General features: G+C 66.4%; 26 protein-coding genes and 1 pseudogene. 8 read left to right on the top strand and 19 right to left on the bottom strand.

Going from position 1 to position 24,864, the window contains the following annotated elements:
• From ACFWAY_RS08100 to ACFWAY_RS08070, 7 genes are all read right to left on the bottom strand, one after another.
• Window positions 1–1,239: an NAD(P)/FAD-dependent oxidoreductase gene (locus ACFWAY_RS08100; RefSeq protein ID WP_378510387.1), complete on the bottom strand. Its 1,239-nt coding sequence runs from the start codon at window positions 1,237–1,239 to the stop codon at window positions 1–3.
• A gap of 24 nt (window positions 1,240–1,263) precedes the next feature.
• A complete protein-coding gene (locus ACFWAY_RS08095; protein ID WP_378510386.1) occupies window positions 1,264–2,511 on the bottom strand; it encodes a cytochrome P450 in 1,248 nt (415 codons plus the stop codon).
• Between the two features lie 219 nt (window positions 2,512–2,730).
• Entirely contained in the window at window positions 2,731–3,510 is a 780-nt protein-coding gene (locus ACFWAY_RS08090; RefSeq protein ID WP_378453839.1) for an IclR family transcriptional regulator, read from the bottom strand.
• 70 nt (window positions 3,511–3,580) lie between these two features.
• Entirely contained in the window at window positions 3,581–4,033 is a 453-nt protein-coding gene (locus ACFWAY_RS08085) for an acyl-CoA thioesterase (protein ID WP_378453838.1), read from the bottom strand.
• Window positions 4,030–4,569, bottom strand: a complete 540-nt coding sequence (locus ACFWAY_RS08080) for a PaaI family thioesterase (RefSeq protein ID WP_378510385.1) — start codon at window positions 4,567–4,569, stop codon at window positions 4,030–4,032. Before ACFWAY_RS08080 ends, ACFWAY_RS08085 begins: the two co-directional genes overlap by 4 nt.
• Window positions 4,570–4,602: 33 nt before the next feature.
• Entirely contained in the window at window positions 4,603–4,911 is a 309-nt protein-coding gene (locus ACFWAY_RS08075; RefSeq protein ID WP_378510384.1) for a hypothetical protein, read from the bottom strand.
• 157 nt (window positions 4,912–5,068) lie between these two features.
• Window positions 5,069–5,923 carry a PaaX family transcriptional regulator C-terminal domain-containing protein gene (locus ACFWAY_RS08070; RefSeq protein ID WP_378510383.1) on the bottom strand — a complete coding sequence of 285 codons (855 nt, stop codon included), beginning with the start codon at window positions 5,921–5,923 and terminating at the stop codon, window positions 5,069–5,071.
• A 378-nt stretch (window positions 5,924–6,301) separates the two neighbouring features.
• On the opposite strand from ACFWAY_RS08070, the gene ACFWAY_RS08065 reads away from it, so the two are divergent.
• On the top strand, window positions 6,302–7,573 hold the full coding sequence (locus ACFWAY_RS08065; protein WP_378453835.1) for a nitrate/nitrite transporter: 1,272 nt from the start codon (window positions 6,302–6,304) through the stop codon (window positions 7,571–7,573).
• A gap of 36 nt (window positions 7,574–7,609) precedes the next feature.
• Complete coding sequence (locus ACFWAY_RS08060; protein WP_378453834.1) at window positions 7,610–7,921, top strand: putative quinol monooxygenase; 312 nt, start codon at window positions 7,610–7,612, stop codon at window positions 7,919–7,921.
• Here ACFWAY_RS08060 and ACFWAY_RS08055 read toward each other — a convergent pair.
• The 3 genes and pseudogenes from ACFWAY_RS08055 to ACFWAY_RS08045 form a co-directional block, all read right to left on the bottom strand.
• Window positions 7,907–8,527 (bottom strand): enoyl-CoA hydratase-related protein, encoded by a 621-nt coding sequence (locus tag ACFWAY_RS08055; protein ID WP_378510382.1) that lies wholly within the window; start codon window positions 8,525–8,527, stop codon window positions 7,907–7,909. The genes ACFWAY_RS08060 and ACFWAY_RS08055 overlap by 15 nt on opposite strands.
• A pseudogene (locus ACFWAY_RS08050) lies at window positions 8,500–9,003 on the bottom strand (SDR family NAD(P)-dependent oxidoreductase); the annotation flags it as partial. The gene ACFWAY_RS08055 and the pseudogene ACFWAY_RS08050, both read right to left, overlap by 28 nt.
• 98 nt (window positions 9,004–9,101) lie before the next feature.
• Window positions 9,102–9,233: a hypothetical protein gene (locus ACFWAY_RS08045; protein WP_378453877.1), complete on the bottom strand. Its 132-nt coding sequence runs from the start codon at window positions 9,231–9,233 to the stop codon at window positions 9,102–9,104.
• On the opposite strand from ACFWAY_RS08045, the gene ACFWAY_RS08040 reads away from it, so the two are divergent.
• The gene (locus ACFWAY_RS08040; protein WP_378510396.1) at window positions 9,183–9,575 is read left to right on the top strand and encodes an IclR family transcriptional regulator C-terminal domain-containing protein; all 393 of its coding nucleotides are present in this window, start codon (window positions 9,183–9,185) and stop codon (window positions 9,573–9,575) included. The genes ACFWAY_RS08045 and ACFWAY_RS08040 overlap by 51 nt on opposite strands.
• Window positions 9,576–9,685: 110 nt before the next feature.
• On the opposite strand, the gene ACFWAY_RS08035 is transcribed toward ACFWAY_RS08040, so the two are convergent.
• The 5 genes from ACFWAY_RS08035 to ACFWAY_RS08015 are packed head-to-tail and all read right to left on the bottom strand — an operon-like array spanning window position 9,686 to window position 15,063.
• Window positions 9,686–10,771 (bottom strand): ABC transporter ATP-binding protein, encoded by a 1,086-nt coding sequence (locus tag ACFWAY_RS08035; RefSeq protein ID WP_378453832.1) that lies wholly within the window; start codon window positions 10,769–10,771, stop codon window positions 9,686–9,688.
• Window positions 10,772–10,822: 51 nt separating this feature from the next.
• Window positions 10,823–11,701 carry a carbohydrate ABC transporter permease gene (locus tag ACFWAY_RS08030; protein WP_378510381.1) on the bottom strand — a complete coding sequence of 293 codons (879 nt, stop codon included), beginning with the start codon at window positions 11,699–11,701 and terminating at the stop codon, window positions 10,823–10,825.
• Window positions 11,701–12,666 carry a carbohydrate ABC transporter permease gene (locus ACFWAY_RS08025; RefSeq protein ID WP_378453830.1) on the bottom strand — a complete coding sequence of 322 codons (966 nt, stop codon included), beginning with the start codon at window positions 12,664–12,666 and terminating at the stop codon, window positions 11,701–11,703. Before ACFWAY_RS08025 ends, ACFWAY_RS08030 begins: the two co-directional genes overlap by 1 nt.
• Window positions 12,663–13,988: an ABC transporter substrate-binding protein gene (locus ACFWAY_RS08020; RefSeq protein ID WP_378453873.1), complete on the bottom strand. Its 1,326-nt coding sequence runs from the start codon at window positions 13,986–13,988 to the stop codon at window positions 12,663–12,665. Before ACFWAY_RS08020 ends, ACFWAY_RS08025 begins: the two co-directional genes overlap by 4 nt.
• A gap of 52 nt (window positions 13,989–14,040) precedes the next feature.
• A complete protein-coding gene (locus ACFWAY_RS08015) occupies window positions 14,041–15,063 on the bottom strand; it encodes a sugar-binding transcriptional regulator (protein WP_378510380.1) in 1,023 nt (340 codons plus the stop codon).
• A 150-nt stretch (window positions 15,064–15,213) separates the two neighbouring features.
• Between ACFWAY_RS08015 and ACFWAY_RS08010 the strand changes: the two genes are divergently transcribed.
• Genes ACFWAY_RS08010 through xylB form a run of 4 tightly spaced genes read left to right on the top strand, consistent with a single transcriptional unit; the run spans window position 15,214 to window position 20,009 of the window.
• Window positions 15,214–16,218 carry an NAD(P)-dependent alcohol dehydrogenase gene (locus ACFWAY_RS08010; RefSeq protein WP_378453872.1) on the top strand — a complete coding sequence of 335 codons (1,005 nt, stop codon included), beginning with the start codon at window positions 15,214–15,216 and terminating at the stop codon, window positions 16,216–16,218.
• Between the two features lie 10 nt (window positions 16,219–16,228).
• On the top strand, window positions 16,229–17,710 hold the full coding sequence (locus tag ACFWAY_RS08005; protein ID WP_378510379.1) for a mannitol dehydrogenase family protein: 1,482 nt from the start codon (window positions 16,229–16,231) through the stop codon (window positions 17,708–17,710).
• Entirely contained in the window at window positions 17,707–18,630 is a 924-nt protein-coding gene (locus tag ACFWAY_RS08000) for a carbohydrate kinase (RefSeq protein ID WP_378510378.1), read from the top strand. The genes ACFWAY_RS08005 and ACFWAY_RS08000 overlap by 4 nt, the downstream gene beginning before the upstream one ends.
• A complete protein-coding gene (gene xylB, locus ACFWAY_RS07995) occupies window positions 18,627–20,009 on the top strand; it encodes a xylulokinase (protein WP_378510377.1) in 1,383 nt (460 codons plus the stop codon). The genes ACFWAY_RS08000 and xylB overlap by 4 nt, the downstream gene beginning before the upstream one ends.
• 59 nt (window positions 20,010–20,068) lie before the next feature.
• On the opposite strand, the gene ACFWAY_RS07990 is transcribed toward xylB, so the two are convergent.
• Window positions 20,069–21,076, bottom strand: a complete 1,008-nt coding sequence (locus ACFWAY_RS07990; RefSeq protein ID WP_378510376.1) for an NADP-dependent oxidoreductase — start codon at window positions 21,074–21,076, stop codon at window positions 20,069–20,071.
• 26 nt (window positions 21,077–21,102) lie between these two features.
• Window positions 21,103–21,489, bottom strand: a complete 387-nt coding sequence (locus ACFWAY_RS07985) for a DUF1304 domain-containing protein (protein ID WP_378510375.1) — start codon at window positions 21,487–21,489, stop codon at window positions 21,103–21,105.
• Between the two features lie 80 nt (window positions 21,490–21,569).
• Between ACFWAY_RS07985 and ACFWAY_RS07980 the strand changes: the two genes are divergently transcribed.
• The gene (locus ACFWAY_RS07980) at window positions 21,570–22,160 is read left to right on the top strand and encodes a TetR/AcrR family transcriptional regulator (protein WP_378510374.1); all 591 of its coding nucleotides are present in this window, start codon (window positions 21,570–21,572) and stop codon (window positions 22,158–22,160) included.
• 41 nt (window positions 22,161–22,201) lie between these two features.
• Here the strand turns inward: ACFWAY_RS07980 and ACFWAY_RS07975 are convergent, their stop codons facing one another.
• Window positions 22,202–23,434, bottom strand: a complete 1,233-nt coding sequence (locus tag ACFWAY_RS07975) for an allantoate amidohydrolase (protein WP_378453823.1) — start codon at window positions 23,432–23,434, stop codon at window positions 22,202–22,204.
• A gap of 104 nt (window positions 23,435–23,538) precedes the next feature.
• Window positions 23,539–24,855, bottom strand: coding sequence for an FMN-binding glutamate synthase family protein (locus tag ACFWAY_RS07970; RefSeq protein ID WP_378453822.1), 1,317 nt, complete (start codon window positions 24,853–24,855; stop codon window positions 23,539–23,541).
• Between the last annotated feature and the right edge of the window lie 9 nt (window positions 24,856–24,864).

Raw genomic sequence — 24,864 nt, 5'->3', positions numbered from 1 at the left:
CTAACGTGATGTAGCGAGAGCGTCGGTTCGGGTGGTCGCCAGCTTCACCGCTCGGTCTGCCGCGAGTACGGGATCGAGCCGGGCGCCGGCGGCGATGAGCTTCTTTCCCGCGGCGAAGTCGCCGAGCGCATTGATCGTGTCCAGTGCGGCCAGACGACCGTCGCGCAGGTAGAGAACCGCGAACTTGCCGTCGGCAGGATCGCCGCGCCGAACTATCTGGTCTTCCGGCGAGCGCACCCCGGCGGTTTGCAGTCGGACACCGTGTTGGACGGTCCAGAACCACGGCACCTCCGTGGCGGCGGCGTCGAGACCCAGTATGTGGCGAGCGGCGCTGTCTGCCTGCGCCATTGCATTCTGAACGCATTCGAGGCGCATGCTGACACCTTCCCGGGGGCAGGTGAAGCGGGTGACGTCGCCGACGGCGTAGATCTCGGGATCGGAGGTGCGGGCGTGCTCGTCGACGACGATTCCGTCGGAACAGTCGAGTCCGGCCGCCTCGGCGAGTTCCTGGTTGGGTAGCACGCCGATTCCCACCACGACGACGTCTGCGGGGATCGTCTCTCCGGCGCTGGTGACAATGCCTTCGACCCGGTCCGACCCCTCGATCCTTGCGAGGGAGCTACCGAAGGCGAACCGTACTCCCTCCGCGACATGGAGGTCCTCGAAGTAGTGACTCACGTCTTCCGAGGTGACGCGGCTCATCGATCGATTCTGGTATTCGAGTACGGTTGCGCTGCAGCCGGATTTCACCGCCGCCGCTGCGACTTCCATCCCGATGTATCCGGCACCGACGATCACGAACCGCACGCCGGGGCGCAGCATCGACTTCAGGTTGTGGCCGTCCGCGCGGGTCTTCAAGACCTGCACGCCGGGCAGTGCCGCGCCCGGAACGTCGAGTGTCCGTGCCCGCGACCCGGCGGCGAGGATGAGACGGTGGTAGGGAATCGCGGATCCGTCGGCAAGGCAGACTTCCCGGGCGGATCGATCGACAGCGGTCACCGCGGACCCAGCGATTCGCCGGATTCCCTTGTTCTCGTAGTAGTCCTGTTTCCGGAGCACGGGCGGCTCATGTGATTCCGCACTGGCGAGCACGTCCTTCGAGAGAGGCGGCCGCTCGTAGGGGAGACCGTCTTCCTCGTCGATCAGGATCAGCTCGCCACGGTATCCGAGTTCGACCAGGCGCGAGGTGGTGTGGACACCGGCGTGCCCGGCGCCGACGACAACGATGGGTATGGACATTGTGCTGCCTCTCGTGCGGTCCGGTCAGGCACCCACGGCACGCAGCAGGACGCGCATGCGCTCGGGTCCGACGGTGAGATTGTTGCCGTGCATGTACTCGATCGCGTGGTCGGGATCGATCGCTATCGCCTCGAGCCGAGCCGACAGGAGTTTGGTCGTCACCCGCAACTCGAGGCGCGCGAGGGGCGAACCGATGCAGCTGTGGATGCCGTATCCGAACCCGAAGTGCCCTTCGGTGTCCCGGTCCATGTCGAACTCGTGCGCGCCGGGGAACTTCGTCTCGTCACGGTTGGCCGATGCGATGAGCAGCCGAACGACCGCACCCTTCGGAATGATGGTTCCGGCGATCTCGACGTCGTCCTTGGTGCGTCGCACGGTGCGGTGAACCGAACCGCGGAAACGGGCAAGTTCCTCGACGAATTTGTCGGCCTCGTCCGGGTTGGTTCGGATCCGCCCCAGGAGATCCGGATGGTGTGCGAATTCCTGGAAGGCCATCGTCATCAACAGTGTGGTGGTGTCGTGGCCGGCAACGAACATGAACCCGCACAGTTCGCGGGCCTCCTTGTCGGAGAGCAGTCCTTCTTTCCACATCCGCGCGATGTGACCGCCGACGGCCTCGCTGTCCTCGCGGTAGAGGCGCTCGAGGTTCTCCTGGAGATAGTCGAAGAACTCCATGGTGTTCTTCTCGTCCTCGCCCGATCCCGGCGCATTCCGCGCGACGCGTGCGAAGTACGTGAACATCTCGTCCGACCAGAACTTCATCTTGTCGATATCCGCGGCCGGAACGTCGAGGATGGCACTGATGGTCGACATGCTCAGCGGCATCGAGTAGGACGTCGCCACCTCGCCGCCGCCGGCCGCGATCATCTCGTCGAGATACCGGGCGGCATTCTCGCGGACGCGGTCTTCGACCATGGCCACCGATTTCGGGGTGAAGGCGCGGGCGACCACCTGCCGGAGGCGGGTGTGGTTGGGCGCATCGAACAGGGTCAGGAACGTCAGCGGCACCGGCTCGGTCACCTGGGAGGAGAAGACCTTGGGTGCGCGCAGAGCTTTGCGCACGTCTTGGTACCGGCTGACGAACCAGACGTCCTCGCCGGGCGTCTGTGCGCGGAGCACCGGGGCATGCTCACGCATCCACGCGTAGTGCGCATACGGCACACCTTGACTGCCGTTCTCGTCGATCACTTTGAACGCGGGAAGGTCTGTCGGCCAATTCAACTCGTGGGAGTAGGGAGGCAAGATCGCGGTGGACTCGGTGACGGTAGACATCGGCGTCCTTTCGTGGAAGCTGGCGTGGACACGGGGCACCGGATCGATAGCGCTCGGCGTCCGGTCTGGGTGTGAGCACTCGACGGAGTTGGCCGTCGGGGAGGGAGTGGATCCTGTTCTCGCTCCGGTTTCTGTGCTCTGCTGCATTTAAGATTCCCAGGAGTGAAGCGCGCCACAAATAGCACTTCCGCTAGGCGGAAGAATTAGTACAAGAATGTGTTATGAGCTGCGGTTACCGTCGCGTGCAACCGGGGTGCCTGCGACGGCGCGCGCGATACTGGTGGCGACAGTCTGCATGGCGGGGATTGCCGTCAACACGTTCTCCTCACCCCGTGGGTAGACCACGTTCAGCGCCGCGATCACCGCACCGTGCTCGCCGATGATGGGCACGGCAAGTCCGGACCACCGCTCGATCCCGAAACCTGCCGCGTAGGAGAAGCGTTGCTGACGCACCTCGGCCAGGATTCGACGGAGTAGTACCGGGTCGGTGACGGTGCGGTCGGTGAGCTTGTCCAGTGGCCCGGACAGAACCTTGCCCTGGTAGTCCGGAGGCGAAAAGGCCAGCAGTACAAGCCCGGTCGAACATCCATGCAAGGGGTATCGTTCGGCCATCCGGCCGGCATCGAGCGTCGAGTCGGGACTCGCCAGACGTTCGAGAAACAACACCGATCCGGCGTCCAAGACCGCCAGACTGACGTGCTGGCGCAGGATCGTCTGAAGGTCCTCCATGAACGGCAGCGCCGCCTCACGCAACGTCATCGTATGCGAGCCGCGCGCGGAAATTTCCCACAGACGCAACCCGATGCTGATCTCCTTGTTGGGAGCGCGTTCGAGTAAACCGTGTTTGACCAGCTCGTTTACCAACCGGTGCGTCGTCGTGAGGGGAAGGTCGGCACGATTGGCGAGCGTCGTGAGCGGAAGTGAGCGCGAATTGCGGTCGAATGCACTGAGCAAACGCACCACACGTCCGATCACCGAGTCTCCACCGCTGTCCGGCATGATCGCAACACCTCTCCGACCGATACACGTGCAGTCTAGTGCGTGTCCCCTCAGGTTCGGCCCGTGTTGGTCACACGGCGACCGGCGAGACCCGATGTGGGTCCACCAGCTCGAGAATGTCGTCCGGCCAGGGCGTCGCACGGGTTTCGGCGGGGAGAACATGCACGGAGGTGAACGCCCCGTGCGCGGCCCGAACTCGGGCCGCGCCGTCGAATTCTTCTCCGTAGACGTCGAATTCGAAGGTGATCGAGGTTCGCCCGACCGCTTGAATGCGGACCGTCGTGGTGACCTCCTGGCCGAACCAGAGCTTCGACGTGTAGTTCACCACTTGCTGGACTCTGGGCATGCTCGGAAAATGCTCCAGCAGACCCAACTGGCGGTACAACCGCACCTCGCACGCTTCCACCCACCGCAAGATCGATGAATTGTGGTGATGCCCTGCGGCATCGGTGTCGGACCATTCCACCAGAGTGGACATCGTCGCCGATCGTGGCGGGAACTGCGTATCGGTGTCGTGTGTCATGGCCGATCCTCCGTAGCGGACAAGAAGGTGCCTTGCGCCGAGGTCAGGACCCGGCCGGTCGAGGTCTGCAGCGTGGCGTTCACTGTGGTGATCCGTCGACCCCGGCGTTCGACCGTGGCACACAGCAGAACCGTGCCGTCGACTCCCGGCGCAAGGGGCCGCTGGTATGCCAGCGTGAGGTCGAGCAGTTCCGGAGCCCCCGGATCTCCGTGGGTTCCGGAATGTCCGACCAGCGCGCGCATCGCGTGGTCGATCAGGCTGACGTGCAGTCCACCGTGCACCACTCCGTGCCTGTTGCACAGCGCCGGGTCGAGTTCGGCGGTCAGCACCGAGGAATTTTCGTGCCGGGCGGTGTCCGTGATGCCGAAGATCTCGTCGAGGGACGGCAGTAACGGGACACCACCGGTAGCCGATGCCGAGCCCGTCATTGTCGGGGTCGAGGGCGTCGAGGGCGGCGGTCCGGGAACGACGATGAAGCGTGCGGTTCCCACGGCGATGTCGGCGTCGTCGGGTCCGTGAATCCGGATACGGCTCAACCCGGTTCGGTGATCCGACGAGATCAGATCCCCTCACGCTGTCACCACGGTTCCGGGCGAGGGCACCGGGCCGACGGCATCGAGGCGCAGGTCGACCGTGCGCACGTCGAGCCCCTGCGCAAACAGGCCGCCGAGCGATTGGGCTGCCGCGGAGTCCGCCGCCACACCCAACCACCCGAGCGGAACGTCCAGCCCCGTGGCGAAGCGGGGAAGGACCATCGCGGCCGTGGCCCAGTCGTCGCCGCGGGCCGTCACACGGCAACCGGTGAGCACCTCGGCCGGGTGGCGAGCGCGGTGACGACCGATCTCGGAACCACGCGCACTCACGGACAACGGTGCCACTTCCGGCTCCTTTCAGAAGCTGAGACTCGACAGATTCGACCCGCCACACGACGCGCTCTCCAGGGCGCACCTCAATAGTCAACACATTTCTGGCGATAGTCAAATTTCCTGTAGACTTTTCCCGAGTGTCGACCGTTGCTCTCGGAGAGCGCGCGAATCAGCCGCCTTCCTGCTCAGCCCACACGTCCCACTGGGCCTGCGCGGTGTCGTGCCAGCGCTTGTGGCTCGCGTCGAACGCGTCCACCGCGCGCACCGCAGGCCAATCGGAGGGCAGGAGCGACGCAGGCAGGTCGGGATCCAGAAACGGGAAGCGGCGCCACTCGTGCACGAGCTCCACCTGAGCGACGAAGGCCTCGGTCGACGTCAGCGGTGCCATCTCCGTGGTCCAATCGGTGAAGTGACGGTACTTCTCCGCCAGCTCGTCGAGATCCCACGCCGCAGAAATGAGGGTCCGGACATCATCGACCGGAACCCACGTTCCGACCCAGGCAAACGCCTTGGCCCGCAAACCCAGTTCGTCGAGGACCGCCAGAACGGCGGCTTCCTTGCCCGCGTCGGGAATTACCCAGAGACCCGGCGACGGCGATCCCATACCGAGCCAGGTGAGCTGCGTCCGCAGGCGATGCCGCAGACTGCGCTGAGCCTCCGGAACGGCGACCGTGACGACCAGCCAGCGCTCGTCCCATTCCCGGTCTGCGCGGAGAAAGCCATAGATTCTGACGGCGCCGTCGCGCAGCAGCGTGGCGCCCGCCTCGGTCAGGGACCAACGTACCCTCCGGCCCGAGCGCTCGGACACGAGGAGACCCTCCTGCGCCATCCGTGAGATGGCCTGTCGCGCAGCCTTCTGCTCCACGCCGATTTCCGCAAGCGCCCGCAGTAACGTCGAGGTCCAGACCGCTTGCCCTCGTGGACGGACGAACTCACCGAGGATGGTGAGGAGAGCGGACCTCGCACTGGCCGATCCAATGCCGAACGGGGCGAGTACCTCCGGCGATCTCGAGGGTCGCCGCACGCGATTGCGGATACTGGATGTCGACGTCGGTCGTATCTCACCTTCCCACGCATCCCGCACTCGTCGGGCCGAGCCCGTCTCGACGGGCCCGACGAGTGGGCGCCTACCGATCCCAATCTACAAACCGTTCGACCTCCCGACGACATGGCGGCTGTCAGTCACCATCCGACGCCGTGTCGCAGCCGAATGCCGACATGCTACGAATTCTTTGCGCTTCGCAAGTTCATTGTTGACCATTTCACTTTCCAGGCCTACTGTGACTCACACAACTAGCGGAGTCCGGTCACGGCCCTGCACGCGCCGGCATCCACTGACCCGCCGCATCGATTCCCGTATCCGAGCCGAGTCCGGTTCGACAGTCCCGAAAGGATCAACGCCGTGAAAAGCGATACCTCCCTCGACATGGCTGAACGATTGACCGGCGCCTCGACAGCGATCTCGCGGTATCGGTGGGTCGTCCTCGGTCTGTGCTGGCTGGCCCTGGTCCTGACGTCGGTCGACCGCTCGACGTGGGGGCCCGCCTCGGTGTTCGTCGGCGAGGACCTCGGAGTGCCGTTGGCGAGCCTCGGATCTTTCGCAACTGCGTACTACGTCGGGTATGTCCTGTCGAATGCCGGCAACGGCTTTCTGAGTGACCGGCTTGGTGGGCGCACGATCGTCACCACGTCCCTGGTCGGCGCCGGAATCTTCATGATGATCTTCGGGTCGACATCCTCGGCAACCGTCGGCATCGCGGTACAGGCGGTGGTCGGACTCTTCGCCGGCGCCGATTACGCGGCCGGCGTCAAACTCATCACCAGCTGGTTTCGTCCCGACGAGCTCGGTAAGGCCATGGGCATATTCCTGTCCGCGACGTCGATCGGCGTCGTAGTAGCGAATTCCACCGTTCCCATGCTGATCGAACACTTCGCCTGGACAACCTCCTACCACCTCTTCGGTGCCCTTTCGGTCGTTGCCGGCGTGGTGTGCTGGTTCCTGCTCCGATCCGGCCCCGTGGATGTGCGGGCCGCAGCAACCGATTCTGGGTCCACCGGCGCGGTGATTATGACGATCCTGCGCAACCGCAATCTCATGCTCGTCGCAGTCGCAGGCTTCGGCGGATGCTGGGGAACCTACGGATTCATCACCTGGTCGAACACCCTGATGATCAAGGGCCACTCCGTGACTCCCTCGACCGCGGGGTTCATCGTGGCACTCTTCGCCGCGCTCGGTGTGTTCGGCAAACCCCTCATCGGCATCATCTCCGACCGTTTCAATGGTGCCCGGCGGGTTCCCGCCATGATCGTCCTCGGATGCTTCGCCATCACACTGCTCGCCTTCGGAATGCTCAGTACACCAATCGGATTCTTGCTCGCCGCACCCTTCCTCGGGCTGTCCGCGTACTGCTACCTGCCCCTGCTCGTGGCACTGATCCCGCGACTCGTCTCCAGCCACGTCGTCGGCTCGTCAGCGGGCGTCACCAACGCATTCTGGAACATCGGCAGCGTGCTCGTCCCCATCACGGTCGGCGCCGTGTTCGCAGCATCGGGCAAGTCGTTTCTCGCGGCGTTCGCGACACTCGCAGCCGGGCCTATCGTGGCAATGGTCGCGTTGTACTTCGTCGACGAACGACCGAGCTCGGTGTCCGTCGTCATCGACGCCAAGAGTTGACCGAGCACCCGTGCAGCAAAAAGGGAACAGACCAAAATGCCCTACGTCGTCACCGTGAAGTGGACTGCCAAGCCTGGTGAGGCCTCTGCTGTCGCCGCTGCGATCGACAAGCTGATTCCGCCGACTCGCGCCGAGGAGGGGGTCATCCTGTATCAAGCCCACCGCGACCCCCACGACGACCACAAGTTCTTTTTCTACGAGCAGTACGTCAACGAGGACGCGTTTCGCCGCCACGTCGAGTCCGCTCACGCGAAGACCTTCGGCGCGAACGACGCCCTGCCTCGGTTGGCGGAACGCGAATTCACGACCTACCAGACGTGGGAAGACGTTCAGTCACGAAACACCTGAGGCAGCGACTTTTTCGCCGATTGCGGGGTCACCGAACCGCGGCGATCGCCCCTCGTTGTAGGCGGCGATGCCCTCTTTGAAATCGCCCTGACGCATGAAGTGGCCGATGAGGTCCTTCGAGCCGTCGATCGATCGACGGGGTGCGAGGTGCAAAAGGTCCGCGTACATCTGCCGCTTCGCAGAGGTGACCGAGGCGGGAGAAACCTGGGTCGCAACCATTCGGGCCACCTTGTAGACCTCGTCCATGAAGTTTTCACGCGGGAACAACCCGTTGAGGAAGCCCATCTTCTCGAGTTCTTCCGAGTAGACGATTCGTCCGGTGTACAGAATGTCGGCGGCGTGTGTCAGGCCGACGATGCGGGGGAGGATCCAGGACAGGCCGTACTCCGCGGGCAGTCCGAGACGAGGCGTCGACGTCGTGAATTTGATTCCTTCGGCGGCGAACCTGAGGTCGGCTGCGGGGTCGTCCGCCTGGAGGACGCCATGGAACACCGGCCCGGGCGTCGCCACCAACCTGGACGGCCGCAGGGCGTTGACCGTGATGCCGTGCCGGAGATTCTCGGCGGCAAAGCCCGTCGTCATCCTCTCGAGGGCGGCCTTGACCATCCCGTAGCCGGTAGTTGTTCCCTTGGCGTTGAATCGCGACGGGGGAATCTCGGGATGGCGTACTCGCTCGAGGTGATGTTGAGCATCCAGCCCTCACCTCTCTCGCGCATCCCGGGGAGTGCGAGTTGGCTCAGGTGCATGGGGGCCTGAACCTGGATGTCGAACATCAACTGGAGTCGGCGCAGCGCGAGGTCGGCGCCGGGCTGGAAGAACGTGACAGCGGCGTTGTTGACCAGGATGTCCACCTTGCCGAAACGGCGCACGCTGTCGCGCATGATGCGCTCCCGGTCTTCCGGATTCGTCAAGTCTGCGACGATCGACAGCGAGTCACCACCCGCCGCGTGGATGGTCTCGGCGGTCTCCTCCAGTGTTCCAGGGAGCTTGCCCGGTTGCGCGGAACTCGAACGCGCGGTCACGATCACCGAGGCGCCTTCCCGCGCGAACTCCTCGGCGATGGCGGCTCCGATACCTCGGCTGGCGCCCGTTAAACAGGGCTACCTTCCCATCGAGAATGCCCATTTCTTCTTGTCCTGTGTCGTGCGAAATCAGCAATGCTTTGTCCTTGTGGGATGTGTTATCTCGCCATGCTGACTCCCCCGTTCACACAGATCGTCTGGCCGGTCATGAAGCGGGATCCGTCGCCGGCGAGGAACAGATCGAGACGACGCTGGAAGCCGGACGCATCGCTGAACGCCACCTTCTGCACGCGTCATCGTCCGGACTGGTCCTCCTCGCCTTCGCATCACAGGAGTGCCAAAACGAAGTGTTGTCCCGGCCCCTCGAGCGGCTCACAGACAAGACCGTGACCAACCCGGACCAGCTTCGCCGACTCCTTGCCGACGTCCGGCAACGACATTTCGTCTACGCGGACGGATACGGCAGGCCGGGGTGGACGGGAGTTGCCGTCCCCGTCTTCGGCCGAAAGCACGAGGTTGTCGCTTCCCTCAGCATCGTGTATCGCAGTCGTGACGAAAGCCCCCAGTCCCAGTTGGCGGCAATGCGCACCGCCGCCGCTGGAATCAGCCGAACCCTGGCCGGCCCCTACTGACCCGCGGGGGGATTTTCGAACCGACCGGAGGTTCTCGTCGAGGCGCGACACCGCCGTGCGGGCGCGGAAGCCCTGCTTCCCCGCCCGCACGGCGAATCCGAAACTCGGAGTCAGTCCCCGATCCGCTCCCCCGTCTCCGGGTGGAACAGGTGCACCGCTCCGTCCCGCTTGCGCAGGGAAACCGTGTCGGCCAGCCGCGCGGGGGTGCGGGTCAGTGAGCGGGCGGTCAGTTGCGTACCGTCACCGGCGATGTGGGTGTGGACGTAGGATTCACTCCCGAGTTCCTCGACCAGGTCCACGATCACCTCGATGCCGCCCTCCCCGGTCGACAACTCCAGCTGCTCGGGACGCACACCGACCGTGACGGTCTCCAGTCCGGCGGCGTGCAGCGCCGACAGCTGGTCGCGCTCGAGCGCCAGCGTCGAGTTCCCGAGGCGCACACCGTCGCTGACGATGGGCATGGTCATCAGGTTCATCGCGGGCGAACCGATGAAGCCGGCGACGAAGGCGTTGGTGGGCCGGTCGTACAGCTCTGTCGGCGCCGAGAACTGCTGCAGCTTACCGTTCTTGAGGACGGCTACCCGGTCACCCATGGTCATCGCCTCGACCTGGTCGTGGGTGACGTACACGGTGGTGGTGCCGAGCCGGCGCTGCAACGCGGCGATCTGCGTGCGGGTCTGGACGCGAAGCTTGGCGTCGAGGTTCGACAGCGGCTCGTCCATGCAGAACACCTGCGGCTCACGCACGATCGCTCGACCCATCGCGACGCGCTGGCGCTGACCGCCGGACAGCTTGCCCGGCTTGCGGTCGAGGTAGTCGGTGAGGTCGAGGAGTTTGGCCGCGTCGGCCACCTTCTTCTTGCGTTCCTCCACACCGACCCCGCGCATCTTCAGCGCGAAGCCCATGTTCTCGCCCACCGTCTTGTTGGGGTAGAGGGCGTAGTTCTGGAACACCATAGCGATGTCGCGGTCCTTCGACGGCACACCCACCATGTCCTTGCCGCCGATCTCGATGGTGCCCTCGTCGATGTCCTCGAGGCCGGCGAGCATCCGCAGGGCCGTGCTCTTACCGGAACCGGACGGACCCACGAGGACGATGAACTCGCCGTCTTCGATGTCGAGGTCGAGCGAATCGACCGCCAGCGTGTCGGCGTTCTCGTAGATGCAGGATGCGCCCTTGTACGCGATGTCAGCCATGATTGCTCCTCTTGTGGGTACCGAAGTCGGGGGAAGTGGTTGCCGGGGTGATCATTTGATCGCGCCGAAGGAAAGGCCGCGGACCAGCTTGTTCTGTGCGACCCAGCCGGCCAGGATGACCGGGAGCGCCGCCAGCGTCGCCGCTGCCGACAGCCGGGCCCAGTACAGGCCCTCACCGGTGATGAATCCGACGAGGAACACCGGAATGGTCTGCGCCTGAACAGCGGTGAGGTTGACCGCGAAGAAGAATTCGTTCCACGAGAAGATCACGCAGATCAGCGCGGTGGCCGCGATGCCGGGTGACACGAGCGGAAGGATCACCTCGCGCACCGACGTCCAGATGCTCGCGCCGTCCATGCTCGCGGCCTCGAGCAGTTCACCGGGGACCTCGAGGAAGAACGAGCGCATCATCCACACCGCGATGGGGAGGTTCATCGCCGTGTACAGGATGATCAGCGCCCAGATGTTGTCGAGCAGGCCGATGTCGTTGACGATCACGTACAGCGGGATGATCGCGGCGACGATCGGGAGCATCTTCGTGCTGATGAAGAAGAACAGGGCGTCCTTCGTCTTGCGGACCGGCCGCAGCGACAGCGCGAACGCCGCCGGCACACCGAGCACCAGCACCAGGATCGTCGACATGGCGGTCGCGAACGCCGAATTCAGCAGTGCGGTGCCGATTCCGCTGTCGAGGACTGCCTTGAACTGGTCCAGCGTGGGCGTGAAGAACAGCTTCGGCGGGGTCGTGTACGCGTCGCCCTCCTGCTTGAACGCGGTCAGCACCATCCAGGCCACGGGGAAGAAGAAGCCGAGCGCCACGATCCACGCCACCACACTCCACGGGCTGAACTTGCGGTGCTTGCGCGCCCGTTTCGTCTCCGGCGCGGTGGGGGTGGGCTCCACCGGCGCCGCCGCAGTGTCGGTACTCATTACGCTGCCTCCTCGTTACCGGTAAAGCTCTTGAAGATCAGGCGCAGCGCCAGGGTCGCGACGACGATGGTCGCGATCACGACGATGACGCCCATCGCGGCAGCCTGCCCGATGTCGAAACCGAGGAATGCGCGCTGATAGATGTAGAAGGGGAGGTTGGCACTGGCGGTGCCCGGTCCGCCCTGGGTCATCATGTAGATGGCGTCGAACGTGTTGATCAGGTAGATCGCGCCCAGCACCGCGCCGAGTTCGATGAACCGGCGCAGATGCGGGAGGGTCAGTTCGCGGAACATCGCGAACGGCCTGGCGCCGTCCACCCGTGCCGCCTCGAGGATGTCGCGCGGCATCGACTGCAGACCGGCCAGGATCAGCAGCATCATGAACGGGGTCCACTGCCAGATCAGGTTCACCATGACCGCGGCGAGCGGGAACTTACTGACCCAGTCGACCTGTCCCACCCCGAACGGGGAGAGGACGAAGTTGACGATGCCGAACACCGGGTCGAACATCGTGGTCTTCCACAGCAGTGCACCGGCGACGGGTGTCACCAGGAACGGCGTGATGAGGAGGGTTCGTACGATGCCACGGCCCAGGAAGGCGCGGTCGAGCAGCAGTGCGAGCAACAACCCGAGCACCACCGAGATCAGCACGGTGCCGACGATCAGGATCACGGTGTTGACCGCGACCTCACGGAACTGGCTGTCCTGGAACACGTCCACGTAGTTCTGCAGTCCGACGAACGCCTGGGAGCCCGGGCGCACCAGGTTCCAGGACTGCGTCGAGTAGTACAGCGTGAACAGGAACGGGATCTGGGTCACCACGATCATGAAGATCAGAGCGGGCAGCAACGGCCCCCGGCGACGCCATCCCTCGGCGCGGGAGACGCTGTCGTCCTTGGCCTCCCGCAGTTCCCGCACCCGGTCGGCGGTGCCGTCCGCGGTGGGTTTCTCGGCGATGGTTGTCATCGTTCCTCCCGATAGGTCGCGCCGACCACCTCGGCGTACTGCTGTGCCTGGGCGAGCGCCTCGGGCACGGTCTGCTGGCCTGCGATCGCCGCGCTGATCTGCTGGCTGACGCGGGTTCCGAGATCCTGGAATTCCGGGATCGCCAGGAATTGCACGCCGGTGTACGGAACCGGTTGCACGGTGGGCGCCTCCGGTGTCGCGTTCTCGATCGCCTCGAGCGTCAGCGGACCGTAGGCCGCCGAGGCCTCCTTGTACTCGGGAATCTCGTAGGTCGACAGCCGGCTGCCCGGAGGCACCCGCTCCCAGCCCAGATCCTCACCGACCGTGCGTATGTATTGCTTGTCGGTCATCCACGAAATGAACTTCCATGCCGCATCGGGGTTCTCGCTGCTCTCGGGAATTCCGAGCGACCAGCTGTACAGCCAGCCGGAGTTGTCCTTCACCTCGATCGGCGCGGGGGCGTAGCCGATCTTTCCGACGACGGCGCTCGACGCCGGATCCTCGAGCGTGGAGACAGCGGACGTCGAGTCGTACCACATCGCCACCTGCCCCTGAGCCAGCTGCGTGGCGCACTCACCGAAACCGCTCGTCGCGGCGCCCGGCTCGCCGTACTCGCGCACCAGGTCGACGTAGAACTGCACCGCGCGTTCCACCTCCGGGCTGGTCAGCTGAGCGTTCCAGTCCTCGTCGAACCAGCGGCCACCGAACGTGTTGATGACCGTGTCGAGGGGTGCGAGCAATTCACCCCAGCCCGGCTTGCCACGCAGGCAGATGCCGGCCATGTCCTCGGAGTCGAGTTGCTTTGCCGCTGCGGCGACCTCGGTCCAGGTCGGCTTCTCCGGCAGGGTGATTCCGGCCTGCTCGAACAGGTCCTTGCGGTACATCAGGAACGAGGACTCGCCGTAGAACGGCACCGAGTACATGTTCCCCTCGTAGGACAGCGACTCGCGCAGGGTGGGGATGAAGTCGGCCTCGTCGTAGCCCTCCGTGGCCTCGGCGTACTCCGACAGATTCTTCAGCCAGCCGTACTTGGCCCATTGCGGAGTCTCGTAGTTACTGATCATCACGACGTCGAACTCGCCGCCACCGGTTGCGGTGGACGCCGTGATCTTCGCGCGCGCCTGGTTCTCCGACAGCGTGACGAACTTCAGGTCGATGTCGGGATTCTCTTCCTCGAACTGCGAGGCGAGCTTCTGGGCATCTTGCATCTGTGAGTTGGAGACCATCGCGATGGTGATGGTCTGGTCTGACGCGCCCAGCGATCCGGCGCCTGCGCATCCGCTGAGCGTGAGGCAGAGTGCTCCTGCCCCCGCTACCAGCATCGTCGCCGGTTTCCTGTGTTTCTTCACCGATCTTCACCTCTCTTGCGTGGTGCTACTGATCGAGCAGCCAACGCGCGCATTCGATGTCGCAGACCAGCATCTTGGCCAGTCCGCCGTGGAGGGCACCCAGTGCCGCTTGGTGTTTGGCGACGCCACCGGTGACGAGGATCGATCCCTCGCACGCGCGGATGTCGTCGAGAGGAACGGACATGGCCCGTTCGTCCAGTGGTCCGGCGACCTCGGTTCCGTCGAGCCGGTAGAAGCGTCCACCGACTTCGCCGACCGCACCGAGGCCGGTGAGCACGGACAACATGTCCGTGTCGATGAAGCTGCCCTCGAACAACGTGGTCGACGTGGAGACGGCGCCCGTACCGAACATCATCATCTCCGCAGTCCGGCCCGCCTCGAGCGCCTTGGAGATGACGGAGTCGCCCCGCATGGATACCACGGTCGACGCGTCCGCGTACAGGGGAACGGGAAGCCGAACTGTATTGGCCTGCAGCTGCTCCGCGCATCTACCCAGGACGTACTCCGTTCCGGTCTGATAGTTGATCGCACTCACCGAGCCGTCGAGCTGGACGACGGACGCGCACGTGGCCGCCCCGGACGGCAGGCCCTGCGCGACGGCGACCGTCTCCGGCCCCCACGTGAATCCGAGGGTGTCGCTTCCCCGTATCCGGCGAACCAGCAGCGACGCGGCGGCCCGCCCGACACCGGCGAAGCTGTTGTGGTCGTCGATCGCACCGGCGGCGTCGACGGAATCGGCGACTACCACCGCCTCGACGAGTCCGTACTTCTCCTCGAGCGCGCGCTCCTCGTCCGAGCGCAGTGCATCCCGCAGATGCGCGGGTGCCTGCACCTCGATGCGCACCAGGCCCTGGGCGCGGGCTCGCGCCACCAGCCGGCCCGCGGTCGGGCGGGAGACACCGAGTCGCGTGGCGACCTCGGCCTGGGTCATTCCGTCGAGGTAGTACAAAGTTGCAGCGCGCAACGCGAGGCGCAGATCCTCCGTCGTGGACTGCGGTGGTGCCGCGATGAGAGACGGCGTCGGGGCCGTCGAGTTGGGGGACGTCACTGGTTCTCCTCGCCATGATCCCGAGCCCGTCGAGTGTGTCTTCGGAGCCTCGAGAAACCGTGAGCAAATGATCACTATGCGTTCATCTGCTCAATACGCTAGCATCGAAGTGTGACCCACACAACACTCCCTTCGGATATCCCCAGGACGATGCGTGCCAGCGTGCTCGTCGAGCCGGGCGTGATCGAGATCCGGGAACGCCAAGTGCCCACTCCCGGCCCAGGCGACGTCCTGGTCCGAATCGCCTCGGTAGGCGTCTGCGGATCGGACGCCCACTACTACCGCGAGGGCCGCATCGGCGAGTTCGTGGTCGACCAGCCGATCGTGCTGGGCCACGAAGCGTCGGGCACCGTCGTGGGTGTCGGAGCCGGGATCCCGGCAGCACGTATCGGGCAGCGAGTCTCCATCGAACCGCAGCGCCCCGACCCGGACACCGACGAATCCCGGCGCGGTCTCTACAACCTGTGCCCGCACATGCAGTTCTATGCCACCCCGCCGATCGACGGGGCGCTGGCCGAATACGTGACCATTGGCTCGGCGTTCGCCCACGAAATTCCGGACGAGATGTCCGAGGACGCGGCCGCGTTGTGCGAGCCGCTGTCCGTGGCCATCGCCACCACCCGCAAAGCCGGAGTGACCGCCGGATCCCGCGTTCTGATCGCGGGCGCGGGACCGATCGGAATCGCACTGGTGCAGACCACCCTCGCGTTCGGCGCCACCGAAGTGGTCGTCTCGGACCTCGATCCCCGGCGACGCGACGTCGCAACGAAATTCGGCGCCACCGCGGTGCTCGACCCGCGCGAGCAGGACGTCGCGGGACTGCACGTGGACGCGTTCGTCGACGCGTCCGGCGCCCCGAGTGCGGTACTGGCGGGGATCCAGGCCGTCCGGCCGGCGGGATCCGTGGTTCTGGTGGGCATGGGCGCCCCCGAGATGACACTGCCCGTCCAGACCATCCAGAACCGAGAGTTGGTGCTCACCGGGGTATTCCGCTACGCCAACACCTGGCCGACGGCGATCGCCCTCGCGCGGTCGGGGCGGGTCGACCTCGATTCGATGGTCACCGGAAGATTTCCGCTCGCCGAAGCGGAGCAAGCACTGAACGCAGACCGGACGCCGGGCAGCCTCAAGGCCGTCGTACGCGTCCAGGAATGAGGAGAGACCGATGCAACTGAGCGCGCAGGCACTGCAGCAGTTCGACGACACCGTGCAGGTGCCGAATTACGATCGACGCGACATCACCGTGGGGATAGTGCATTTCGGTGTCGGCGGATTCCACCGCGCGCACCAGGCGATGTACGTCGACCGGTTGCTGCGGCGCGGGGAGGCCCGCGAGTGGGGCATCTGCGGGGTCGGGGTCCTGCCCGGTGACCGGCGCATGAAGGCCGTCCTCGACGCGCAGGACGGCCTGTACACGCTGGCGCTGCGGCACCCGGACGGCACCTGGGACGTGAGCGTCATCGGGTCCATCGTCGACTACCTCTTCGCCCCCGACGATCCCGAGGCCGTGATCGAGAAGATCGCCGCGGAGTCCACGAAGATCGTCTCTCTGACGATCACGGAGGGCGGTTACAACTTCACCCACGAAACCGGCGAGTTCGATGCCGAGAACCCGGATGTCGTGCACGATCTCACCGACGGCGCCGCACCGCGGACCACGTTCGGACTCGTCATCGAGGCCCTGGCCCGGCGCCGCGCGCGTGGGTTGCCATCGCCGACCATCATGTCCTGCGACAACATTCAGGGCAACGGAGATGTGGCGCGCAAGATGTTCCTGGCGTACGCCGAGTTGAAGGATCCCGAACTGGCGGCGTGGATGCGCGAGGAGACGTCGTTCCCCAACTCGATGGTCGACCGCATCACGCCCGTCACCACCCCCGAGGTGACGGAGGCGCTGTCGTCGCGGTTCGGCATCGACGACCAGTGGCCCGTCGCCGCCGAACCGTTCACGTCGTGGGTGCTCGAGGACGCCTTCCCGCTCGGCCGTCCCGCATTCGAGGACGTCGGCGTCCAGGTGGTCGACGACGTCGAACCCTACGAACTGATGAAGCTGCGTCTGCTCAACGCGAGCCACCAGGGTCTCTGTTACTTCGGGTACCTGTCGGGATACCGGCTCGTGCACGACGTCGCGCAGGATCCACTCTTCGCCGATTTCCTGCTCGCGTACATGGACGAGGAGGCCACGCCCACCCTGGCGCCGGTGCCCGGGGTCGACCTCGACGAGTACAAGCGCACGCTCATCGAACGCTTCTCCAATCCCGAGATCCGCGACACCGTCGCGCGCCTGTGCGCCGAATCGTCCGATCGCATCCCGAAGTGGCTGCTGCCGGTGATCCGCGAGAATCTGCTGGCCGACCGGCACATTCGACTGTCGGCCGCGATCGTGGCGAGCTGGGCCCGGTATGCCGAGGGAATCGACGAGGACGGCGAACCCATCGACGTCGTCGACCAGTTGAAGGACTCCCTCGTGCCGATCGCGCGCAGCCAGCACGAGAACCACACGGCCTTCATCGAGAACCAGTCGGTCTTCGGCGACCTGGCCGACAACCCGCGCTTCGTCACCGCGTATCTCTGGGCGCTGGACTCATTGCACGGCGTCGGTGCACGGAAGACGCTCGAGGCTCTGCGTGAGAAGGTGCAGTCATGAGTCTGGTCATCGGTGAAGCCCTCATCGACATCGTCACGGCGAGCGACGGCGCCACCACCGAATACGTCGGCGGCAGCCCGCTCAACGTCGCGGTCGGTCTCGGCCGGCTCGGTCGTCCGGTCGAATTCGTCACCCGGATCGGTGACGATACGAGGGGCCGGTCGATTTTCCGGCACCTCGAGCAGTCGGGGGTGAGCCTCGCGCCCGGCAGCATCACCCCGCAGCGAACGGCGACGGCCCACGCCACCCTCGATTCCGCCGGATCCGCCACCTACGAGTTCGACATCGAGTGGGATCTTCCCTCCCCGAGCGGTGCGTCCGCCCCGTCGCTCGTCCACACCGGTTCCATTGCCGCCGTGATGGAACCCGGATGCGAAGTGGTGGCAAACATGCTCGAGCGCCGCCGCTCCTCGGCGACCATCAGCTACGACCCCAACGTGCGACCGGTGTTGATCACCGACAAGGCACGCGCCCGGCAGCGGATCGAGCACCTCGTGTCGATCTCGGACGTCGTCAAGGTCAGCGACGAGGACCTCCGCTGGTACGACCCCGAACGGGATCCCGTCGACATCGCCCGCGCGTGGCTGTCCCGCGGTCCGGCGATGGTCGCGGTGACGAAGGGCGCCGAGGGCGCATTCGCGGTCTGCGCGGCCGGACTCGTCGAGGTCGCGGCCCGCCACGTCGAGGTGGTCGACACGGTCGGAGCGGGCGACGCGTTCATGGCCGGGCTCCTCGACGGATTCTGGTCGCACGGCTTCCTCGGCGCGGAGAGCCGCGCGGCCCTCCACGCGATCGACCCGGAAGAGGTGCGGAACGTGCTGGACAACGCCGTTCTGATGTCGGGACTCACGGTCGCGCGCGCCGGCGCGGACCTCCCCACCCGGGAGACACTGGATCGCGCGGCAGGTGTCCGGCAATGACCCTCGTCGCGGGTATCGATTCGTCCACCCAGTCGTGCAAGGTGATCGTCTGCGACGCCGACACCGGTGAGTTCGTCCGCGAGGGCAGGGCGTCGCATCCGGACGGCACCGAGGTCGACCCGCAGGCGTGGGCTGCGGCCCTCGACAGCGCCATCGCCGCCGCCGGCGGACTCGACGACGTCGCCGCGGTGTCGGTCGGCGCGCAACAGCACGGCATGGTGTGCCTCGACGACACCGGAACGGTCGTGCGACCGGCGTTGCTGTGGAACGACACTCGCTCCGCCGACGCCGCCGCCCAGCTGGTGGACGACCTCGACGGTCCGGACGCCTGGGCGGACGCCGTGGGTGTGGTGCCCCTCGCCGCGATCACGGTCAGCAAGCTGCGCTGGCTCGCCGACTCGGAACCGGCCAACGCCGACCGGACGTCCGCGGTGTGCCTGCCCCACGACTGGCTCGGCTGGCAGCTCACCGGCAGGTCCGATCTCGGCACCCTGGCCACCGACCGCGGCGACGCCAGCGGCACCGGATACTTCTCCGCGGCAACGGATTCCTACCGCACCGACCTGCTGTCGCTGGCACTGCGCGGACGCACGGCCGCCGTGCCGCGCGTGGCCCGCCCGGCCGAGAAGATCGGGGAAACCGGATGGGGCGCCGCCGTCGGTCCCGGCACCGGGGACAACGCCGCCGCCGCACTCGCCCTCGACGCCCAGGAAGGCGACGTCGTCGTCTCCGTGGGAACGTCGGGCGTCGTGTCCGCGGTATCGATGACACCGGCGAACGATCCGGGCGGTTTCGTCGCCGGCTTCGCCGACGCCACCGGACGTCAACTGCCCCTCGTGTGCACGCTGAACGCTGCCCGGGTACTCGACGCGACCGCCTCGCTGCTGGGCGTCGATCACGACGAACTGTCGCGGCTGGCGCTGTCGGCGCCGTCCGGCAGCGGCGGCCTGGTGATGGTGCCGTATTTCGAGGGTGAACGCACCCCCAACCGCCCGAATGCCACCGGCTCCGTTCACGGACTCCGGCTCGGCAATTCGACCCCCGCCCACCTCGCCCGCGCGGCGGTCGAGGGGCTGCTGTGCGGCCTGGCGGAAGGCATCGACCACCTGATCGCCCAGGGCGTCACCGTGCGTCGCATCCTCCTCGTCGGGGGCGGCGCCCGCTCCCAGGCACTGTGCGAACTCGCGCCCGCGATCTTCGGGTCGCCGGTCCTGGTTCCGCAGTCGGCGGAGTACGTCGCGATCGGCGCCTGCAGGCAGGCGGCCTGGACGCTGGCCGGGACCCCCGAACCACCCAAGTGGGATCAGACGTCCACCCAGCGTTACGAGGCCGACCCGGCACCCGAAGTGCGCGAGAGGTATTCCGAGGCCAGAGGATAGGCGCTTCGCGCCCGTGCGCCTTTCCGGTTGCTCGAGCTACCAAAAGGGCGCACGGGTGGCTACGCCACCTTCACCAGCATCTTCCCGACATTTCCGCCGCGCATGAGCTGCAGGAACGCGTCGACCGAGTTCTCGATGCCGTCGACGACGGTCTCGTCGTGGACCACGTCGCCGGACGCGAGCCACGGTCCCATCTTGGCAACGAACTCGGGGAATACGTGCGTGTAGTTGCCGAGGGTAAAGCCCTCGAGGGTGAGCCCGCGGCTGATGATGTTCACCATGTTGTCAGGGCCCGGCGTGCGCTCGGTGGCGTTGTATGCGGAGATGGCCCCGCAGAGGGCGGCCCGGCCGCCGTTCCGCATGACGTCGAGTGCGGCCTCGAGGTGGTCGCCGCCGACGTTGTCGAAGTAGACGTCGATGCCGTCACCGGCGAGTCCGCGAAGTTGCTCGCGCACGGGCGCCTGCTTGTAGTCGAAGGCGGCGTCGTATCCGTAGCGGTCGGTGAGCAGCGCTACCTTCTCCACGGATCCGGCGGATCCGATGACCCGGGACGCGCCTTCGAGTCGTGCGATCTGTCCGGCGGCGGTCCCCACCGCACCGGCGGCGCCGGAGACGAACACGGCGTCGCCGGGCTTCAGGTGGGCGATGTGGACGAGTCCGACGTAGGCCGTGAGCCCGGTCAGTCCGAGAATCCCCAGATAGGCCGAGATCGATACTCCCGGAATCTCTTCGACGACGCGGAACGCCGAGGCGTCCCCCTGCGCGACGTCGCGCCACCCGAGGTCGTGGACCACCACCGAGCCGACCGGATGCGTGGCGGCAGTGGATTCGACGACCCGACCGACGGCTCCGCCGGTCATCGTCTCGCCGAGTGCGAACGGTGGGATGTACGACTTCACGTCGTTCATCCGGCCGCGCATGTAGGGGTCGACCGACACGAACTCGTTGGCCACGCGCACCTGGTCGGGCCCGAGGTCGGGCAGCTCCACAGTGGCGGTGCGGAAGTCGTCCTGGGTGGGCCAGCCCACCGGCCGGTTGATCAGCTGAATCTGGGTGCTCGACGTCATGGGCGTTCCTTTCGATACTTCTGCGGTCACAGCGCCAGTCCGAGCGCGAGGAGGAGTACGGCGAGCAGCGGAAGTGTTCCCTGAGTGATCGCCGCGCGAGCCTTGTCGGGCGACGACAGCAGGAGCACGAGCGCTGCGAGCAGCATGGATCCCGCGCCGGCGAAGATCAGGGCCGAACCGACGGCGGTCGCGCCGATGATCACGGCGACGATGCCGGCTGCCGTCACGATCGCCAGGAAGAGGTTGTAGAAGCCCTGGTTGAAGGCGAGCTCCTTGGTGGCGCCTGCTTCTTCGGCACTGGTCCCGAACATCGCGCGGGTGCGCGGCGCGGTCCAGAGGACGGACTCGAGCACGAAGATGTACACGTGCAGCGCACTGGCGAGTGCGGCAAGAACAAGACCCGCGGCGACCATACGAAACTCCTCCTCGTTCTGAACTGACCATTTCAATATATACTGAAATGGTCGTTTCACAACCAGGAGTGAGGATCGTCATGCCGCGCACGCAGGATTTCGACACGGCCGAGGTGGTCGGCCACGCCCGCGACCTGTTCTGGGACAAGGGCTTCGAAGCCACATCGATACCCGACCTCGAGCGCGTCACCGGATTGAATCGGTCGAGCCTGTACAACGCGTTCACCAGCAAACGCGGACTCTTCGACGCCGCGGTGCGCGACTACCTGGACCGGGTGGTTCGCCCCCGGCTGCGCATCCTGACCGACGAGCCGACCCGTCCCGACGCAGCGGTGCGCTACTACCGCAGCCTCGCCGGCGCCCTCGCGTCCCTCCCCGACGAGACCCCTGGACGCGGCTGCCTGCTGCTCAACAGTGCCGCCGGTTTCGCCGCGCACGACGACACGCAACGGTCCGTCGTCGACGCATATCAGCGCGAACTGTCCGGGGCGCTCACCCACGCACTGCGGGCCCATGACCCGGACGCGTCGACCGCCACCCTGGCACACCGGACCCGGCTCCTGACATCACTGTCCGTCAGCGCGCTCCTGCTGTCGCGGGTCAACCGGGACGAGGCCGTGGCGGTCGCGAACACCGCCGTCGAGCAACTGGAGGAATGGCGCCGCACGTGAGCGGCAAAGTGTGCCCCGACACGCTTTGCCACTCACCTGCGCTACCGCTGCCCGCTGACCCAGTCCGCCATCACGTCCGCCAGTGCCTCGGCGCCGCGGTTGCAGTCGTCCGCCTCGGCGAACTCGTCGGGCGAGTGGGACACGCCGGTGGGGTTGCGGACGAACATCATCGCGGTGGGCACCTGCGCCGAGAGGATTCCGGCGTCGTGCCCGGCAGCGGTCGGGAGGACGGGAATGTCACCGAGGTGGGAGAGTGAGCGGCGCAGTCGTTCCCTGGTGGAGTGCGGGAACTCGACGATCGGCGTGACCGATTCGGCGTCGACCTCGAGCCCGATCCCGTCGGCTGCCGCGTAGGCCTGCGCCTCGGCAGTGATCTGCTGCACCAGCTTGACCAACGTTTCCTCGTCGGCGGCCCGCGCGTCGAGCCACGCCCGCACCTCCGACGGAATGGCGTTGGCACCATTGGGAAGTACGCGCACCTTGCCGAACGTCGCGGCCGCCTCGTGCAGCGCCGCGGCGGTGCGGGCGGTGTGGACCGAGGACGCGAACGCGAGCATCGGGTCGCGTCGGTCGACGAGTCGGGTGGCGCCGGCGTGGTTGGCCTCCCCGGAGAACACGAACTGCCAGCGGCCGTGCGGCCAGATCGACGAGGCCACGGCGATAGGGCTGTCGATCAGGTCGAGGGCGCGTCCCTGCTCGACGTGCAACTCGACGTACACGCCGACGCGGTCGACGAGGTCGGGGTCCTCGCCGAGATGGTGCGGGTCACGGCCCGCGCCGACGAGGGCCTCACCGAGGCTGATGCCGTCGTTGTCCCGAAGCGCCAGGGCGCGCCCCGGTGCCAGTGCCCCGGTGGACAGTTGCGAGCCGACGCAGGCGACACCGAACCGTGCGCCCTCTTCGTCGGAGAACGCGGTGACCGCCACCGGACGCGTCGGCGCGATCCCCCGCTCCCGGACGAGGTCGATCGCGGCGAACGCGGACACCACCCCCAGCGGTCCGTCGTAGGCGCCGCCGTCGGGTACCGAGTCGAGGTGCGATCCGGTGACGAACGCGTCGTGGGGGTCGCCGACCCAGCCGTCGGGCATCCACCACGCCCAGAGGTTGCCGTTGCGGTCCTCCTCGACGCTCATGCCGCGTGCCTGCGCGCAGTCCGAGAACCATTCGCGCAGCGTCATGTCGGCGTCGTTCCACGCGAATCTTCGGTATCCCCGGGTCGACTTGTGCTGTCCGACATCGAGAATGGTCGCCCACAGCGAATCGAAGGAAGTCATGTTCTCGGTCCTCTACTCATAGTTTCAAGCCGGCAGACGCTTCGCACCCGTGCGCCTTTCTGGCTGTCCCAGCTACCAAAAAGGCGCACGGGCGGCGGAGCCGCCTACAGGGCGCCGGGAATCCAGGTGGTTCCGGCGAGGGGCACGCGGGCCATGGCCGACGCCTCGACGGTGAGGGCGACGAGGTCCTCGGGTTCGAGGTTGCGCAGGTGCGACTTGCCGCAGGCGCGGGCGAGGGTCTGCGCCTCCATGGTGAGCACCCGCAGGTAGTTCGCGAGCCGCCGTCCGCCCTCGACGGGGTCGAGAGTCTTCGACAGCTCCGGGTCCTGCGTGGTGATGCCTGCGGGGTCCTTGCCGGCCTGGAAGTCGTCGTAGAACCCGGCCGCGGAGCCGAGCTCCTCGTACTGCTTGGCGTAGCGGGGGCTGTTGTCGCCCAGCGCGATCAGGGCTGCGGTGCCGATGGCGACGGCGTCCGCCCCGAGGGCCATCGCCTTCGCGACGTCGGCGCCGCTGCGGATGCCACCGGACACGATGAGCTGCACCTTCCGGTGCACCCCCAGTTCCTGCAGCGCCTGGACCGCCTGCGGGATCGCGGCCAGGGTGGGGATGCCGACGTGCTCGATGAACACGTCCTGGGTGGCGGCGGTGCCACCCTGCATGCCGTCGACCACGACGACGTCGGCACCGGCCTTCACGGCGAGCTTCACGTCGTAGTAGGTGCGGGTGGCACCGACCTTGATGTAGATCGGCTTCTCCCAGTTGGTGATCTCGCGCAGTTCGATGATCTTGATGGCGAGGTCGTCGGGGCCGGTCCAGTCGGGGTGCCTGCATGCCGACCGCTGATCGACACCCATCGGTAGGGTGCGCATCCCGGCGACGCGCTCGGTGATCTTCTGTCCCAGCAGCATTCCGCCACCACCCGGCTTGGCGCCCTGGCCGAGGACGATCTCGATGGCGTCGGCCTTGCGCAGGTCGTCGGGGTTCATGCCGTACCGCGACGGCAGGTACTGGTAGACGAGGTTCTTCGACTGCCCGCGTTCCTCGGGGGTCATGCCGCCGTCACCGGTGGTGGTGGACGTGCCGACCTCGCTGGCGCCCCGGCCCAGCGCTTCCTTCGCCTGGCCGGACAGTGCGCCGAAGCTCATGCCGGCGATGGTGATCGGGATGTCCAGGTGCAGCGGGAACTTGGCGTTGCGGTCGCCGAGCACGACGTCGGTGTCGCACTTCTCGCGGTAGCCCTCGAGCGGGTACCGCGACATCGAGGCACCGAGGAACAGCAGGTCGTCGAAGTGGGGCAGCTTGCGTTTGGCACCCCAACCGCGGATGTCGTAGATGCCGGTCTCGGCGGCCCGCTGGATCTCGGAGATGACGCCGCGGTCGAACGTCGCCGATTCGCGCAGGGCCGGGTTCGGGGTGTTCATGACGGTTCT

The organism is Rhodococcus sp. NPDC059968, from assembly GCF_042738615.1.
In the GTDB taxonomy this organism is placed as follows: Bacteria; Actinomycetota; Actinomycetes; order Mycobacteriales; family Mycobacteriaceae; genus Rhodococcus_F.
The sequence above is the reverse complement of the archived record's forward strand: the minus strand, read 5'-3'. Positions and strand labels throughout refer to the sequence as shown.